This window comes from Motilimonas sp. E26 (assembly GCF_021278025.1).
Classification (GTDB): Bacteria; Pseudomonadota; Gammaproteobacteria; order Enterobacterales; family CBDFNC01; genus Motilimonas.
This window is the reverse complement of sequence record NZ_JAIBHJ010000004.1, coordinates 224,286-241,300: the sequence shown is the minus strand read 5'-3', so window position 1 is coordinate 241,300 and position 17,015 is coordinate 224,286. Positions and strand designations below refer to the sequence as shown.

The following is a 17,015-nucleotide window of genomic DNA, read 5'->3' as shown; positions in this document are numbered from 1 at the left end:
ATGACAACTGCTGTCACCGCTAGCCTAAGCCGCTGGCAAAAAATCAAACAATCTGATTTTGTGTATTACTTTTTACGCGACAAAGTCGCGATGCTCAGTTTCGCCGTATTTTTAACCTGTGTGATTGTGGCACTGACTTCTCCTTGGATCGCCCCTCATGATCCCTATGCTCTTGAAAGCATCGATATCATGGACTCAGAGCTACCGCCGGTGTTATTTAGCGATGAAGGTGATGAGCGATTCTTCCTCGGCACAGATAACCAAGGCCGCGATATTCTCAGCACCATTATGTATGGGATGCGCGTTTCTCTTACCATAGGTATTTTAGCAGTTGGTTTACAACTCTTCTTAGGTATTGTTATAGGCCTGTCTGCTGGTTACTTTGGCGGCAAGATTGATAGCCTATTGATGCGCATTGCGGATGTGCAACTGTCCTTTTCCACCATGATGGTCGCGATTATCGTATCGGCGATATTTCAAGGTGCCATGGGCTCGGAAATGTACAGCCAATATGCCATTTTAATGTTGGTATTAATTATCGGCATTGCCGAATGGCCGCAATATGCCCGAACTATTCGCGCCTCGGTACTCGCAGAAAAGAAAAAAGAATATGTCGAAGCGTCTTTGATCATGGGACTTAAAGCACCGCGAATCATGTTTCGCCATATTTTGCCAAACTGTTTATCGCCCATTTTGGTTATTTCAACGGTACAAATTGCTAACGCTATTATGAGTGAAGCGGCATTATCGTTTCTCGGTTTAGGCATGCCAGTGACACAGCCGTCTTTAGGCTCGTTGATCAGCATCGGCTTTGAGTATATTTTCTCAGGCTCATGGTGGATAACAGTATTCCCGGGTATCGTCTTAGTTAGCTTGATCTTAGTCATCAATTTACTTGGTGATTGGCTAAGAGACTTCTTCAACCCTAAAGTTTATAAAGACTAAGGTGAAGCGAGCAGCCAGCTAATGGCTGCTCTTATTTATCTAAAAACACCTACCCTGTTAGTTTTTTTGCCTGCCAAATCAAACTTTCGCCAGATATTACACAATTTGCCTTTAGTAATTTAACAAACACCCGATACAACATAAATTATTGCCTATATTGTTAGTTATATATATCGAGTATCGGGGAACACTATGAATCTAAAAGTCTCACAATCGCTTTATCTTGCCTTTGGCGCCATCTTATTAATGATGGTGGGCATGAGTGTTATCGCATGGAATAAGGTCGACCATGCAACTAAGATTGCTGATAATATCGCCACCGATGATGTGCCAGGAGCAATGATTGGCTTACGCATGCTCAATTTGCTTAGTCAAATGGAGCTTACGGCATTTGAATACTTAAGTGGTGAGGCAGAAGAAGCCGCTGTCTACACGTCGTTACGAAATGAGTTTGACCCTTTGTTTGAACAACTTTCTCAACTGGAGTCAGATACCGAAGCTAACCGAACTAAAATGGCTAACATGGGTGAAATCATTAAGGATTACGAACAAGCCCTTGAGCAAGAAATCTTTGCTACTTATCAACCGAATCAAGCTTCCCCTGAACAATTAGTAGCGGCTTACACCACGTTAAATAAAATAGAAAATGAGCTGTATGAAGTATTACAAGCCTTACTTAAAACCATGGCAGAAGAGGAAGTAAAAGACGTCAATTCAGGCATGGCTGTGCAAGTGGGTACATTAGGTGATATGCAAACCGGCCAAATCATCATTACCACGATTGCGGTATTACTCGGATTAACTATTGCCTTCATACTCTCTCGCTCTATTACTACGCGTTTAGAAACCTTAGTCCAAGCCGCTGACGATATCGCCCAAGGCAATTTAGCCACCCCTTTGAAAACCAGTAATAAAAAAGATGAAATCAGCGCTTTAAACAACTCCGTATGTCAAATGCAACTCTCGCTACGTGAACTGATTACTGCGATTAGCGGTGTTTCAAGCCAAGTAAAAACCGCTAGCGATGAATTAGAGCAAAGCAGCTTACAAGTTCAATCCGCTAGTGAAGAACAAGCTAATAAAGCCGATTTAATTGCCACGGCAGCCGAAGAAATGAGTGTCACCGTTGAAGAAGTAGCCCAACAAAGCGCAGTGGCTAGCCAAGAAGCTAAGGCCGCTGGTGATCAAGCGCTTGCTGGAAGCAAAGTGATGGATGAAATGGTCAATAGTGCTCACACGACTGCAAGCCGTATTGAGAACATGTCTGACGGTATCGTAAAATTAGGCCAACGCAGTGATGAGATAGGCTCTGTCATCAAAGTAATTACCGATATTGCCGATCAAACTAATCTCTTAGCCCTAAATGCCGCCATTGAAGCCGCCCGAGCAGGCGAACTTGGCCGGGGTTTTTCTGTGGTGGCAGACGAAGTACGACATTTAGCCGAGCGCACCAGTAACGCCACCAAGGAAGTCGCTGAGATTATAAACGCCATTCAAAGTGAAACCAAAGCCGCAGTGAAAAACTCTCAAGAAAGCTGTGAGCTGGTACAACAAGGCGCGACTATCAGTGAAAGTTCTCGCCGCGCGTTAGAAGAAATCGTTAGCAAAGCCACTCAAGTGGAAGCCATGATCATGTCTATTGCTACCGCAACAGAACAACAAACCGCAGTAACCAGAGAAATTGCTAGCGATATTACCCATGTCAGTGATGGAGCCAGTAACAGTGTTCAGCTTTCTGCACGCAGTGCCCAGCAAAGCCGTCAACTAGCCGAAAATGTCCTTGAACTGGACAAAATGTTAAGTCGATTCAGCCTATCTTAATGCCTGCCATCATTAACAAGGCGTCAAGGTCATCAGACTTTGGCGTCTATCTTTAGATAGTGCTACAACACGCAGCTAGTGCACCAAATACTTGCTGCTCTTCGTTCTAAATTCTCAGTCACGACTATACTCGTAACTTGGCATTCCTTAATAGGAACTCAATGAATGAGATTGTTTCGTCGTTTCTGTTTTGTGCTCATCATGCTTTGCTTAGACCTTTCTAGCGCTTGGTCAGAGGACCTACTTGTAGGTAAATCCTGCCCTATCAGCTTTCAAGGTCAGCCTCTTGGTATCTTAGTGTTTTCCAAGGAGTGGTATCATAATGGCCGTGAACGGGCCTCCTATACGCCTTATGACAATGCCACCGGAGTCGGCATTGAAATCCACTTTTTAAGTAATCAAACTGGTGGACTAAAGCAACAAAATATCGCTCGCTGCGATCGTTATCGTTTGCTGCAAATTCGTCGCTCAAACTTGCAGTTATCAGATGATGAGCAAGAGATACAAATTGATGTCCCTCCTCAGTTTGAAGAGCCTTTTTATGATCACTCTCCGTTAGAGCATGGCTACGGTACTCATGCCAGCCCAGACGATCTTAACGATAAGCCTTGGCCAACAAGGCCGATGCGCGCTTCAACCGTGGCGATCTATGATACCCCTTATGCTTCAGATCATTATGGTAAAGAAGGCGAGCCCATTAAGGTAATGTTTGAAACCTGCGTTGTCTGTCAGCGCGATCAACAATATGATAGCTTATTGGCCTGTGGCAGTTGGGGCTATCAACGTGATTACATGGGGGGGTATGTTGGCTGGTCTGAGCCAGAATTTATTGGTCCTCAATGCCTTAACCAACCTAGCTACCACTTTAAAAGAACGCTAGATCAGCAAAAAATGATGGATTATCGCTACTGGTTGGACTGGCGCTAAGCTCTATAATGGCTTGTTTATATTTTTATAAGTTATATAAATCGATATTATCAACATGCTGCATCAATTATTTCTAACTTATGTCGATATTGGCTGAGCCTAACTTGAAAATATGCCATTACAGACACAAAATATAACTCAAACACCAGCGCTACTCCTGTGTTTGTCGATATTAAGCTTTCGCTGGACCAACACGTTACCCATTAAAAGCGCGTTAAATTTTTGGTAACCCTATTTCGTAAAGATAAAGAGTCCTATGTCCATTGTTCTTAGAGAATTAGAAGGCAGAAGTTACATCCACGTCCGTCGTAAAGTAAATAAGGTGCAAAAGCAGCGCTTTATTAACATTGATGGCTTGAGCCGAGAAGAAATAGCCCTTAAAAAGCATGAAGCCAAAAAGCTCGATGAGCAATGGCGTGATGAGCAAGGAGAGCTTCATCAAGAAAGTTTTATTAAACATTTCTACGAAGACGGCCACTTTAAACACATTAAAGTAAAAGCACCCGATCACAAAAATGGTTGGCGTATAGGTTTTATCGTCAATCCTAAAAATGAAAAAGCCACTACTTGCTCTCGCAGCATTGAACGTAATGGCTTTGATGAAGCGTTCAAACAAGTTTACGAGTGTTTATTGGCCTACTACCGTTTTTCACCAAAAAGTATGCATGCTCGCATTCTCGGTGACATTTGGCGACAAGATCTCAAACGTGAATATGCCGCTATGCAACATTGAGCGATAGCAAAATAAAAAGCTAAATATTACGCTTTCGGCTCCGCGAGAACAGCCAAGGTAAGTCGAGAGCAACAAATTAGCCTTGATTTGTCATCACTGATATTGATATTCCAAACCTGACTGCGGCCACCAATATAAACCGCAGTCGCTTGGCCAACTACAAAGCCTGAACGCACACTGCGTAAATGGTTAGCATTAATTTCTTGACCGACGCACACTCTACCGGTTGGCGCAGCTAAATTCCCAGCAACGCTGCCAAGAGTTTCGGCCAACACCACCGATGCCCCGCCATGTAATAAGCCAAAAGGTTGGTGAGTAAAGCTGGTAACAGGCATGGTTGCGACGAGGTAGTCATCCCCCAACTCGGTATATTGGATCTGCAAATGCGATACTAGGGTATGCTCACTTAATGCATTTAGCCTTGCTAAATCAGTCGGTTTTTGCCAAATTTTAGCCATATAACACTCCTGCAAAAACGGCAGTAAAACCCAGTTTTACTGCCGCCTCAATTGACTATTTTCAAGAAAAAATTAAATCAAAGACAATAGCGCTTGCACTGGGTGCTTCAACTTCTCACCTTCAAATCGTTTAACTTGACTGCGGCATGAATAGCCCGTTGCCAAACATTGGCTATGCTCGTGTTTCGCCAACTCTTGCTGCCAACTTAAGCTATAAATGCCCTTTGAATTCTCGTACTGCTTAGCATCATGACCATAAGTGCCCGCCATGCCACAACAACCAACACTGACTTCTTTTAGTTCTGCGCCAAATGCTTTGAAAACCTTTTGCCAATCACTGGTTGAATTAGGTAAGTTGGTCTTTTCAGTACAATGACCAAATAAGTAGTATGACATCTTATTTTTCGTCATCGGTTTGATATCACCTAATCTAGGCGTTAACCATTCTTGGAATAACTCTACCTTGAAGTTACCGCGTTCATCACCTAAGGCTTTGTTGTATTCATCGCGATAACAGAGCACCAATGCAGGGTCGGTGCCTATCATAGGGATGTTAAGTTGTGCTATTTGATTTAAGAATTCTGCGGCTGTTTTTGCCGTTTTGGCAAAGTCGCGTAAGAAACCTTTTATATGTTGTGGCTTGCCATTAGGTTTAAACGGTAAAATCACCGGATTAAAGCCCAGCTTTTCGGCCAATAATACCAAGTCACGCACTACATCAGCATCGTAATAACTGGTAAACGGGTCTTGTACAATCAACACCGTTTTATCGCGCTCTGCCGTCGACAACGCCGCTAACTTGTCCATATTAAATGCCATGGCACTATGGCCAGATAGCGAACGGGCGAGTGTCGGCTGACTTAATACCGGAATGTCCACCATTCCCGTGGTCTTAGTGGCTATGTTTTGTACCCAATCTTGCTTTAAGAACACATTAAACAAGCCCGGCGCTTTAGCCATCAAAGGCGTGTAAAGCTCCGAGTAGCCCACCAAATAGTCTTTTAATGAGCGTTGATAGCGACTGTAATATAAAAACATAAAACGCGATCTAAACGTTGGCACATCCACTTTAATCGGACATTGGCTCGAGCAGGCTTTACAGGCCAAGCAGCCTTCCATCGCTTCCATCACTTCGCCAGAGAAATCGTATTGACCGCGCTTTTTTGACCAAGTGTTTGCAAAACGCTTCACCAAACTGACATCGTTTTTGCCCGCAAGTAACTCTTTCTCAAGTTGGATAATATCCACATTGTTATTCACTAGCTGACGTAACCATTCGCGCATTAAACCAGCACGGCCTTTTGGCGAATGACGACGGTCTTGCGTAATTTTACTCGATGGACACATAGGTGATGAGGCATCGTAGTTAAAACAAAGACCGTTACCGTTACAGTCTACTGCTTCAGTAAAGCTATCACGTACTTGCACTGGAATTTGGCGATCGTAAAAACCGCGTTTAACGGCATCTACGCTAACCAGCGTCTCATCCGACTCATAAGGGGTACAAATTTTACCGGGGTTAACGCGGTTATCGGGATCAAAGGCCGACTTAATCTTACGCAGCTCATTGAATAAGGTATTACCAAAGAACGCCGGACCGTATTCCGAGCGAAACCCCTTACCGTGTTCGCCCCACATTAAGCCTTTGTATTTCGCAGTCAGCGCCACCACTTTATCGGAAACATCGCGCATTAATACTTCTTGTAGCGGATCACACATATCCAACGCAGGACGCACATGCAATACACCAGCATCAACATGGCCGAACATGCCGTAGTTTAAGCCTTTGCCGTCAAGTAGGGCGCGAAACTCCATAATAAAATCTGCAAGGTTTTCTGGTGGCACACAAGTGTCTTCGGCAAACGCAACCGGCTTAGCACGGCCTTTAGCAGCGCCTAATAAACCTACTGCTTTTTTACGCATACCATAAATACGATTTAAACCCGCTAAATCATCGCATACTTGGTAACCAATAATACCATCTTCCTCATTCGCTATTTTGCTATCGAGTAATTGGCAAAGAGCAGCGATTTTTTCAGCTTGCTTATCTTTATCATGCTCGGCGTACTCCACCATGTTCAAGCCGTCCATTTCTTTGTCAGGCACGTCTTGAATCAAATCAGATACGCTGTGCCAAACAATGTCTTGCTTGGCTAAATTCAATACCTTGGAGTCAACGGTTTCAACGCTCAAGGCGTTGGCTTTGACCAAAAATGGCGCGTTACGCAATGCTGACTCAAAGCTGTTGTACTTTACATTGATAAGAGCACGATATTCAGGGATGGGCGTAATATTCAGTTTGGCTTCGGTAATAAAAGCCAATGATCCTTCAGAGCCACATAAAATTCGGCTTAAATCCACCGCGCCCGTTTCAGCGTCATAAACGTGCTTTAAGTCGTAACCGGTTAAAAAGCGGTTTAGCTTAGGAAAACGTTGTTCAATTTCTTGCTGCATGGTTTCACAAGTACTGAGCACTTGGCGGTATATTTTACCCACGCTGCCCTGCAGCTCAGCCAATTGCTTGGCTTGCTCGTTACTCACAGGGGCTGAATCTAATACCGTGCCATCGACTAATACCGAGGTAAGCGCCAATACATGATCACTGGTTTTACCGTATTTCAGCGAGCCTTGACCCGACGCATCGGTATTGATCATACCGCCAATAGTGGCGCGATTACTGGTTGATAAGTCTGGCGAGAAAAAGAAGCCATGTGGGCGCAATGCGTCGTTGAGCTGATCTTTAATCACTCCCGACTGAACACGTACCCAACCCTCAGCCACATTGACTTCTAACACCTTGTTCATGTGACGAGATAAGTCCACCACAATGTCTTGAGTCAGTGATTGGCCATTGGTGCCGGTGCCACCGCCACGAGGTGAAAAACGTACTTGCTGATATTCAGGCTGACTGGCCAATTGCGTTAAAATAACCAGATCTTGCTGGTGCTTTGGCAATACCACGGCCTGTGGCAAACTTTGATACACAGAGTTATCGGTGGCAACCGCTAAACGACTGGCATAAGACTTTTCAATATCACCAGCAAAAGCTGTTGCGGCTAATGCATCTAAAAAAGATAAGGCGTTTGAATCAATGTTTTCTTGATGACTTAAAATGGGGATCATTTGCTCACAGGTCCCTGTAATACACGCATAATAATAGTGAGCCGATTATACCAAAATACGCTTAAAAATCCTGTCTATCTCACAGTTTTAAATTGCTTAAAAACAAAAAATGCTGCTTTCGTTAAAAAGCAGCATTTCGTTTCAACTAGTAAAGCTATAACCCTATATTTTAGGGGTTTGCGTCACTACATCGTTATTTTGTGCACGGTGGCGCAGGTAATGATCCATTAAGGTAATGGCCATCATGGCTTCAGCAATCGGCACAGCGCGAATGCCTACACAAGGATCGTGACGTCCCTTGGTAATCATTTCCGTCGGCTCACCATCCACCGTAATGGTTTTACCCGGAATAGTGATACTGGACGTCGGCTTAAGGGCAATGTGCGCAACAATGTCCTGACCCGTTGAAATGCCGCCTAACACACCACCAGAGTGATTTGATGTGAAACCTTCTGGGGTCAATTCATCGCGGTGCTGGGTGCCTTTTTGATTGACCACGTCAAAGCCATCACCAATTTCAACACCCTTCACGGCATTGATGCTCATTAGCGCATGGGCCAAGTCGGCATCAAGGCGATCAAATACCGGTTCACCTAATCCTACAGGCACTTTTTGCGCAACCACAGTGATCTTAGCGCCAATTGAATCACCCTCTTTTTTCAAGTCGCGCATGTATTGGTCAAGCTGCTCTAACTTACTGGCATCAGGGAAAAAGAACGGGTTTTGCTCAATTTGGTCCCAATCAATGGTCTCGGCTTTAATATCAGCCATTTGGCTCATATAGGCACGCACGGTAATGCCATGCTTTTCAAATAGGTATTTTTTCGCGATTGAGCCAGCCGCCACCCGCATTGCGGTTTCACGCGCACTGGAACGACCGCCGCCGCGATAATCGCGATGACCAAATTTCTGATGGTAAGTGTAATCAGCGTGACCGGGACGAAATAGTCCTGAAATAGCCGAGTAATCTTGCGAACGTTGGTCGGTATTTTCAATCAGTAAACCTATGCTACAACCCGTGGTTTTACCTTCAAATACACCCGATAAAATGCGCACTTGGTCTGGCTCACGGCGCTGCGTGGTGTAACGCGATGTACCCGGCTTACGTCGGTCTAAATCTGCCTGTAAATCGGCTTCTGAGATTGCTAATCCCGGTGGTACGCCATCAACGACACAACCCAAAGCCACACCATGGCTTTCACCAAAAGTAGAAATTCTAAATAACTGTCCGAAACTGTTCCCTGCCATGCCTTTACTTCCTAAAAATTAAACGGAAAACACCTGTTGATGCTGCTTTAATTGTGCTTGTGTCAACATAAACACCCCGTGGCCACCTTGCTCAAATTCAAGCCAAGTAAACGGCACATCTGGGTATGCTTGTTCGAGGTGGATTTGTGAATTCCCGACTTCTACAAATAATACGCCATTTTCAGTTAGCATATCTGCTGCTTGCGCCAGCATACGGCGCACTAAATCTAATCCGTCAAAGCCTGCCGCTAAGCCTAGTTCAGGCTCATGGTGAAACTCATCGGGTAAACTGTCCATGTCTTCTTGGTCCACATAAGGTGGATTAGATACGATCAAGTCGTACTTGTGGCCTTTCAACTCATCAAATAAATCTGACTGCATCGGGAAAACTTGTTGCTCTAAACCGTGATCGCAAATATTGATTTGCGCCACATCAAGGGCGTCAATGGAAATATCTACCGCATCCACTTCGGCCTCAGGAAAAGCATGAGCACAAGCGATCGCAATGCACGCACTACCGGTACATAAATCTAATACTCGCGTAGGCTGCTCTGACACCCAAGGGGTAAAACCTTGTAAAATTAACTCAGCGAACGGTGAACGCGGCACTAATACCCGTTCATCAACGTAAAATTCTAGCCCTGCAAACCAAGCGCGGTTAATCAGATAGGCGGTTGGAATGCGTTTAACAATACGCTTTACCACTAAAGCCACCAGCGCTTCACGCTCACTTTTTGTCAGTTTAGCTTGGCTCACATCGGGGCCAATATTAAGAGGCAAATGTAAACTTGGCAAAATTAATTGCACCGCTTCATCCCAGGCGTTATCACTGCCATGGCCATAAAATAAGCCATTCGCACTAAATTGCGAAGCGCTCCAGCGGATCATGTCGCCGATGGTTTGCAGTTCTGCAACAGCTTCGGCTTGCAAATTCTTGTCCAAATTTCACTCCAACTCGGTTAGTATTGCCGGTTTTACACTCATTCAATTGAATTATCAGGGGCCCAGAGATGACAAACAAAGAAGATCTAGACGACTTTTCTCTGTTTAAAGATGCTGTATCCGGTGCCCGTAAGATAAAGCAGGATACCATAAAACCGGATAAACCTAGGATCAAGGAAAAAATTCAGCGCCAAGAAATAAAACATGACCGAGTACGTGATGAGTTAGAGAAGGATTATTTTTCTGATTTGTACGAACCCCACCTCGAAGAGCAAGGCCCAACACGTTATATCCGTCCCAGTGCAGATAAATATGAACTGAAAAAATTGCGCCGCGGTGATTACGCGCCGGAGATTTTTTTAGACTTACATGGCCTCACTCAACAGCAAGCCAAAGCTGAGTTAGCCGCCTTAATTCGAGAGTGTAAAAAACGCCACTATCAAACTTGCTGTGTGATGCATGGTATTGGCACTCATGTTCTGAAGCGAAAAACGCCGCTTTGGTTGGCACAACACCCTGATGTGGTGGCATTCCACCAAGCACCATTAGAGTTTGGCGGCAATGGCGCACTGTTAGTACTGATTGAAATAGAAGAAATGTACGCGCGCCGTTAAAACCAAATAAACGCTTATGCAGCGGTAGCTAAACGCAGCGCTTTAATATGCTTGTTAACCTCTGAAGCGGTTTTTTTATAATGTAATGGCGCCTGCTCTGTAAAGAGTAACTTCGCTTGGTTAAATTCAAACCGCCCCACGCCTTGAATAAAAATTTGGCCTTTAAAGTAGCTTTTCACGTATTTTGCAATTTTCACTGGGTTATACACTTTAAACTCTTTCATTACCTGCTCAGCTCTTATGTTTTAAGAAACCCGAGCAGCATAAAGAGACTGTGTGACAGTTTTATATCAAACAATTGTCATCTTGGTGACAAGATCTATACCCAAACTACTTGGAGTCGCAGGTAGGCGGCAAGTGAGTGAACCTCATGCGCATAGATAAACTATGTGATTGGGGTGAACGAGCTTAGCCCACATCGCTGTAGCTTCAAGTAGAAAGGGGATATATCAAAATTGAAATAAGCTATGGGGGGCATGTAAGAAGTGTAATTGACCTTGTAGATCATCGTCTAGTTCAATGCAAGCGATGCCGCTGGTGGCAAAAATAGGCGAGCCTTCATCAGGGCAAAGTTCCCCCACTAAATAACCCACTAAAGGCAGATGAGAAACAATAAGTACTTGCTTCATGCCTTGCTCTGCTAACTGAAATAAATGATTAGCCACAGCGGTAGTATTGCCGGAAGGAGTTAAGAAAGCTAACTCTTCGAGCGACGAGGCCTGAGGTAGGTGAGGTTGAATCGCACTAAGCGTCTGCTGAGCCCGTAAATATGGACTGCATAGGATATAATCTAACTTACTTACCTGAGGCGCCAGCCAACGCGCCATTTTTACCGACTCATCATGTCCCTGTTGCGTAAGTGGACGCATTGCATCGGTTTTTGCCAGCATTTCTGCTTGGCCATGGCGCATAATATAAACAAGCATTAAAACATCACCTGAAAGAGCTATATAAGTAAGTTGTCTAGTTTACGTTGCTATCACTTTTGGTAAAAGCACTTGCATCAAATTAATGAGATTTGTTTGCGAGAGAATTTTTGCGCCATAATAATAAATACAAATGAGAACGCCTTGGTTTTATACTCTTTTTAGGTCATTGTGGTAATGGGCCTTTTTCTTTTAATACATCGGAGCCACTACCTTGCTTAAAAGTCCTAATGACAAAAAAGACTATCAATTCTTAACCTTAACGAATCAGCTTAAGGTGTTATTAATTCACGATCCCAAAGCAAACTCCGCAGCAGCCTCAATGGCAGTGAATGTCGGCCATTTTCACGACCCCATCAAGCGCCAAGGCATGGCACATTTTCTTGAGCATATGTTGTTCTTAGGTACTGAAAAATACCCTCAGAGCGGCGAATATCAACGCTTTATTAATCAGCATGGTGGCAGTAATAATGCTTGGACAGGCACAGAGTTTACCAATTTCTTTTTTGATATAGACCCCCAATACCTTGAAGCAGCCTTAGATCGTTTTAGCCAGTTTTTTATCGCGCCACTTTTCACCTCAGAGTTAGTAGACAAAGAGCGTCAAGCAATTGAATCAGAGTATCAACTTAAACTTAATGATGACGTGCGTCGACAATACCAAGTGCATAAAGAAACCGTTAACCCCGCCCACCCTTTTGCCAAGTTTTCGGTCGGTAATAGCCAAACCTTAGCAGACACAGAGCAGAGCTTAGCGCGAGATGACTTACTCGCTTTTTATCAACAGCAGTACTGTGCGTCGCGGATGACGTTAGTGATTTCGTCTAATCATCAATTAGATGAGCTCGCACCATGGGCACGTCACTACTTTGGCGACATCATCGATAAAAAACTGCCGAAATGGACAATTGAAACGCCGCTCTATACCAAAGCAGAGCTAGGGCTTGAGATCCATGTACAGCCAGTGAAAGACCACAAGAAACTGTTTGTTGCTTTTGCACTACCTTGCATCGATCATTATTACAAAACCAAGCCCTTGACCTATCTCAGCCATATTTTAGGTAATGAGTATCCAGACAGCCTGTTTTCAGTGCTAAAACAACAAGGTCTAATCAACAGTTTAAGCGCTGGTGGCGGAGTCAGCGGCTCCAATTTTAAAGATTTTAACATTTCATTTGGCTTAACAGATAAAGGGCTGGAAGAGCGCGATGAGATAGTGAATCAACTATTTGCCTACATTGCGCAAATAAAACAACAAGGCCTCGACAGTTGGCGTTACCGTGAAAAGCAAGCCATTGTGGAGCAAGCCTATCAGTTCCAAGAAACCAGCCGCCCAATCGACGTGGTGTCTCATTTAAGCATCAATTTACATCACTACCAGCCAGAGCATGTGATCTACGGCGACTATATTATGGCCGGATTTGATGAAGCGGAACTGCGCCAGTTACTTGACTACTTTTGCCCGAACAACATGCGCATATTAGTCAGCGCAGCAGGGTTGGCCACCGATAAAGAAGCCGCTTGGTACTTTACCCCTTACGCGGTGAAAAAAATTGAGCCTGAGCGAATTGCCCACTGGCAACAAATCGGTATCAACCCATTACTCAAATTACCCCCGCCCAACCCCTTTATCGTCTTAGGGTTAAACGGCACGCAAACAGGCCCTTCCACGGAAAAGCCAATCATCCTCAGGGATCAGGCTGGGTTTCGGGTGTGGTATAAAAAGGATAATACCTTCAATGTCCCTAAAGGCAGCCTCTACATTGCAGTTGATTCAGAGCACGCGGTAAAAAGTATTCGTCATATTGCCATGACACGATTGGCGGTAGAGCTATTTTTAGACTTACTCACCGAAATCACCTATCCCGCTGAAATAGCAGGATTAGGCTATCGTATTTACTCTCATCAAGGTGGCTTTACCCTGCACTTTAGTGGCCTAACCGCAAAGCAATATTTGTTAGTGCAACTGGTGCTCAGTACTCGTAAATTCGGCAAAGTTGACTCCGACCGATTTGAGCACATTAAAAGCCAACTCATCCGCAGCTGGAAAAACCAAAAGCAAGGCAAACCTATTTCACAGCTGTTTAGTCAGCTCACTTCACTGCTGCAGCCTGCCAACCCACCCGCCAGCTTAATGGCCAAGGCAATCAGTGACGTCACGGTAGACGAAATGCCCGGATTTGTTGAGCAACTATACAAACAAGTACATATTGAAGTGCTTGCTCACGGCGATTGGCAACAACAAGAAATTGAGACCTTAGCCGACTTTTTATTAAAAGAGCTGGCACCAAACAGCACGCCGGGGGCTGAAACTAAGCGCAGATTAGTCGATATATCCCGCAAAGGCAGTTTAGTGCGCGAGGTAAATTGCGATCATAATGATTCCGCCATGATAGTGTATTACCAATCAATGCACACCACACCGATGCACGTGGCCCGCTACACCTTAGCTAACCATATAATGTCTACCACCTTCTTTCATGAATTACGCACGCGTAAGCAACTTGGCTATGTCGTGGGCAGTGGCAACTTGCCGCTCAATCGTCATCCGGGGATAATTTTTTACATTCAAAGCCCAGTCGCCGGGCCACAACATTTGTTACGCTGTATTGACGAGTTTATTGACACCTTTGCTTTAGTGTTAATGGAGCTCACCCAAGCGCAATGGGAAATAAGCAAACAGGGATTAATCAGCCAAATAACCGAAAAAGACGCTAACCTAAAAAGCCGTAGCCAACGTTACTGGGCTAGCATAGGTAATAAAGACTGGCGTTTTGACCAACGTGAACAAGTGGCCAGTGCCTTAGAAATAATGACGCGTGCAGATTTGATCCGTTTTATCACACAATTAAAATCACGAATTTCCGATAGAGTGATCATGTGCAGTTACGGCTCAGCGCACGACGGCAGCGATAAACTCACCCAAGGTAACTTTATTTGGGATCCGGGCGAATTTAAACTGATGGCACCGAAATTTATTAATTAACCCCGAAAGCGAAATTTGCCGGAAAAATACTCTGTCCATTGATAGCGGGCTAAAGCAGCGCTGGAGTTAATTGACAACCTTGCCTGTTTTGGCGTAATACAATAAGCCGAGCAATGTTCGGCTTATTTCATCGCGGTAATATCAATAAATACAAGCCATTACATCATGCGCAGCGATCACACTAAGAGACGAAATGGGTAGCACAAACCTTGTTACCTGACGGATCGCGTAAATAAGCCAAATACAACTTACGCTGTCCATTTCCTCTCACACCAGGTGGCTCTTCACAGGGCGTACCACCGCTAGCTGCGCCCGCTTTATGCCATGCATCTACCAATTCTGGACTACTTGCTTTAAAACCAATCGTCATCCCGTTACCCGACGTTGCCACCTCGCCATTAATTGGCGACGTAATCGCAAAAACGCCTGCGGGCGTCACATAAAAACAACGCCCCTTCTCGTCAAACACACCTTCTGGATGGCCTAAAACTGCCATAACAGCATCATAAAACGCCTTTGATGCAGCAATATCATTTGCACCAACCATTACATGACTGAACATACTTAATCCTTATTGATTGAAACGTAAAAACTATACCTCCCTGAAGACACTCGAGATTCGGTAACTGGACGGAACTCAAAATACGTCTTAACTACTGTGGTTTTTCTTTACGATTACTTATTTTACTTAAATACAGAAATGGGACGAACCAAATTGCAATAAGTATAATGACAATGTTTTGCGTTAAATCTTTATCTGCAATTACATATGAACTGACTAACATTACCACGGCAAATAATATTGAAATGGCAATGTTTGCCTGCATTGCTTTTTTACGATTCATTTCTTCACTCCTTAAAAAGATTGAAAACGACCATAGTTGAAAAATTCATTATTAAGTGCTAAATACAGCGCTAAACCATTTTTTGCTACTTCAAAAAATTGATTTTCACCGGATTGTTCATACAGGGCAAACGCATGAATATTTTTCGAGCGTTTAGTGGTGTTTTCTTAGACGAATATCTGCCGCAAGGATGCGGCAGTTAAGCCATCAACAGCTTCTGAGGGATGATTTCACGGCGTTTCGTATAAGAAAATTCCACTTTGTTCGCTTGGTTGATTGTATTTTGTACACTCATGCGCTCGCCCTGATTATTCATACTCCTGACTAAAGGCTCATTCATTAATTCATGTATGACACCGATTTTTATTTTGTTGCGCCTGAATTATCGCAACAAAATCGAAACAAATACCCGTCAGGATCTTGCACAATAAATTGCTTCTGTATGGCAACGAGATCTGCGCATTGGTATTCTTTAGTCTCTAGTTCAAGATAAATAGAGTCGGGTGCGCTGGCCTTTACCCTCGAATATAAATCATCAATATCAGCAACATCCCATTGAAAATTGACGCCTCGACCAAATGGTTTCTCCATTTCACCAGTAAGCCATCGCCGCCCCACCCCAGCTATACCTTCAGCCATAATATCTACGCCGCCTAAGGTGAAATAAACAAATTGCTCTTCAATTCTTTCATATTTCACTTCAAAGCCAAATACTTCAGTATAGAATTTTTTAGTTACTTCAATATCTGCACAATAGAGTTCTGGGACTAACTTCAAGTTGGACATGTAAACCTCTTATCATTACGGCGGCCATATTGATTATGGCCGCCAATGGAAATGCAATGTGTACAGCGTATCAATGCATGCTTATTAGATTAAAATTACAATGAAAATATATTAACACTTGTTTTAAATTGCCTTTTAACTAGGCCCTTGTATTTTCTTTGATGTATTTCTTAACCTTTTTCAGTGCTACTTGACGCTTTAGGGGAGACAGATAGTCAATAAATAAATTACCTGATAAATGGTCAATCTCATGCTGCATGGCGATAGCCAGAAAGTCATCGCTTTCAATTGTGATTGGCTTACCTTCTCTGTCTAAAGCGGTTACCACAACCGACGTAAAACGCTCGACATCGGCATAATAATCAGGAATCGATAAACACCCCTCTTGCCCTAGTGCTTTATCTGTTCCGCTGACCACTTCTGGATTGATCAGAATTAACGGTTCATTGCGACTATCTGACAGATCGATAATGACAACGGCTTCTTTACGACCAACTTGAGTAGCAGCGAGTCCGATGCCATTGTCTGTCGCGTATAAGGTTTCCAACATATCATCAATCAATGTTTGTACAGATTCAATATCCTGCACTTTCTCGGCCTTAATTTTAAGCCTTGGATCAGGCGCGGTGAGAATCTCTAAAATGGCCATATTTACCTCTTT

16 protein-coding genes are annotated in these 17,015 nt (G+C 43.9%); 6 read left to right on the top strand and 10 right to left on the bottom strand.

Annotated features, from left to right (window positions below; translation table 11 throughout):
* The 4 genes from K1M91_RS05470 to K1M91_RS05455 all read left to right on the top strand — a co-directional run bounded on the left by K1M91_RS05470 (position 1) and on the right by K1M91_RS05455 (position 4,426).
* Entirely contained in the window at positions 1-945 is a 945-nt protein-coding gene (locus K1M91_RS05470) for an ABC transporter permease (RefSeq protein WP_232800541.1), read from the top strand.
* Positions 946-1,137: 192 nt separating this feature from the next.
* The gene (locus tag K1M91_RS05465; RefSeq protein ID WP_232800540.1) at positions 1,138-2,766 is read left to right on the top strand and encodes a methyl-accepting chemotaxis protein; all 1,629 of its coding nucleotides are present in this window, start codon (positions 1,138-1,140) and stop codon (positions 2,764-2,766) included.
* Between the two features lie 165 nt (positions 2,767-2,931).
* On the top strand, positions 2,932-3,693 hold the full coding sequence (locus K1M91_RS05460) for a hypothetical protein (RefSeq protein ID WP_232800539.1): 762 nt from the start codon (positions 2,932-2,934) through the stop codon (positions 3,691-3,693).
* Positions 3,694-3,949: 256 nt separating this feature from the next.
* The gene (locus K1M91_RS05455; RefSeq protein ID WP_232800538.1) at positions 3,950-4,426 is read left to right on the top strand and encodes a hypothetical protein; all 477 of its coding nucleotides are present in this window, start codon (positions 3,950-3,952) and stop codon (positions 4,424-4,426) included.
* A 26-nt stretch (positions 4,427-4,452) separates the two neighbouring features.
* On the opposite strand, the gene K1M91_RS05450 is transcribed toward K1M91_RS05455, so the two are convergent.
* From K1M91_RS05450 to prmB, 4 genes are all read right to left on the bottom strand, one after another.
* The gene (locus K1M91_RS05450; protein WP_232800537.1) at positions 4,453-4,884 is read right to left on the bottom strand and encodes a hotdog fold thioesterase; all 432 of its coding nucleotides are present in this window, start codon (positions 4,882-4,884) and stop codon (positions 4,453-4,455) included.
* 72 nt (positions 4,885-4,956) lie between these two features.
* Entirely contained in the window at positions 4,957-8,007 is a 3,051-nt protein-coding gene (locus K1M91_RS05445) for an FAD-binding and (Fe-S)-binding domain-containing protein (RefSeq protein WP_232800536.1), read from the bottom strand.
* A gap of 162 nt (positions 8,008-8,169) precedes the next feature.
* Positions 8,170-9,255 carry a chorismate synthase gene (gene aroC, locus K1M91_RS05440; RefSeq protein ID WP_232800535.1) on the bottom strand — a complete coding sequence of 362 codons (1,086 nt, stop codon included), beginning with the start codon at positions 9,253-9,255 and terminating at the stop codon, positions 8,170-8,172.
* Positions 9,256-9,273: 18 nt separating this feature from the next.
* Positions 9,274-10,197, bottom strand: a complete 924-nt coding sequence (prmB, locus tag K1M91_RS05435) for a 50S ribosomal protein L3 N(5)-glutamine methyltransferase (protein WP_282561091.1) — start codon at positions 10,195-10,197, stop codon at positions 9,274-9,276.
* 68 nt (positions 10,198-10,265) lie between these two features.
* On the opposite strand from prmB, the gene smrB reads away from it, so the two are divergent.
* Positions 10,266-10,811 (top strand): endonuclease SmrB, encoded by a 546-nt coding sequence (smrB, locus tag K1M91_RS05430; protein ID WP_232800534.1) that lies wholly within the window; start codon positions 10,266-10,268, stop codon positions 10,809-10,811.
* 14 nt (positions 10,812-10,825) lie between these two features.
* Here the strand turns inward: smrB and K1M91_RS05425 are convergent, their stop codons facing one another.
* Both K1M91_RS05425 and sixA read right to left on the bottom strand, forming a co-directional pair.
* Complete coding sequence (locus K1M91_RS05425; protein ID WP_232800533.1) at positions 10,826-11,035, bottom strand: DUF1107 family protein; 210 nt, start codon at positions 11,033-11,035, stop codon at positions 10,826-10,828.
* A gap of 225 nt (positions 11,036-11,260) precedes the next feature.
* The gene (sixA, locus tag K1M91_RS05420) at positions 11,261-11,737 is read right to left on the bottom strand and encodes a phosphohistidine phosphatase SixA (RefSeq protein WP_232800532.1); all 477 of its coding nucleotides are present in this window, start codon (positions 11,735-11,737) and stop codon (positions 11,261-11,263) included.
* A 214-nt stretch (positions 11,738-11,951) separates the two neighbouring features.
* On the opposite strand from sixA, the gene K1M91_RS05415 reads away from it, so the two are divergent.
* Positions 11,952-14,723, top strand: a complete 2,772-nt coding sequence (locus tag K1M91_RS05415; RefSeq protein ID WP_232800531.1) for an insulinase family protein — start codon at positions 11,952-11,954, stop codon at positions 14,721-14,723.
* A gap of 181 nt (positions 14,724-14,904) precedes the next feature.
* Here K1M91_RS05415 and K1M91_RS05410 read toward each other — a convergent pair whose 3' ends face one another.
* From K1M91_RS05410 to def, 4 genes are all read right to left on the bottom strand, one after another.
* Positions 14,905-15,285, bottom strand: coding sequence for a VOC family protein (locus K1M91_RS05410; protein ID WP_232800530.1), 381 nt, complete (start codon positions 15,283-15,285; stop codon positions 14,905-14,907).
* A 91-nt stretch (positions 15,286-15,376) separates the two neighbouring features.
* Positions 15,377-15,568, bottom strand: coding sequence for a hypothetical protein (locus tag K1M91_RS05405; RefSeq protein WP_232800529.1), 192 nt, complete (start codon positions 15,566-15,568; stop codon positions 15,377-15,379).
* Positions 15,569-15,931: 363 nt separating this feature from the next.
* On the bottom strand, positions 15,932-16,354 hold the full coding sequence (locus tag K1M91_RS05400; RefSeq protein WP_232800528.1) for a VOC family protein: 423 nt from the start codon (positions 16,352-16,354) through the stop codon (positions 15,932-15,934).
* A gap of 139 nt (positions 16,355-16,493) precedes the next feature.
* The gene (gene def / locus K1M91_RS05395; RefSeq protein ID WP_232800527.1) at positions 16,494-17,003 is read right to left on the bottom strand and encodes a peptide deformylase; all 510 of its coding nucleotides are present in this window, start codon (positions 17,001-17,003) and stop codon (positions 16,494-16,496) included.
* Positions 17,004-17,015: the final 12 nt, after the last annotated feature.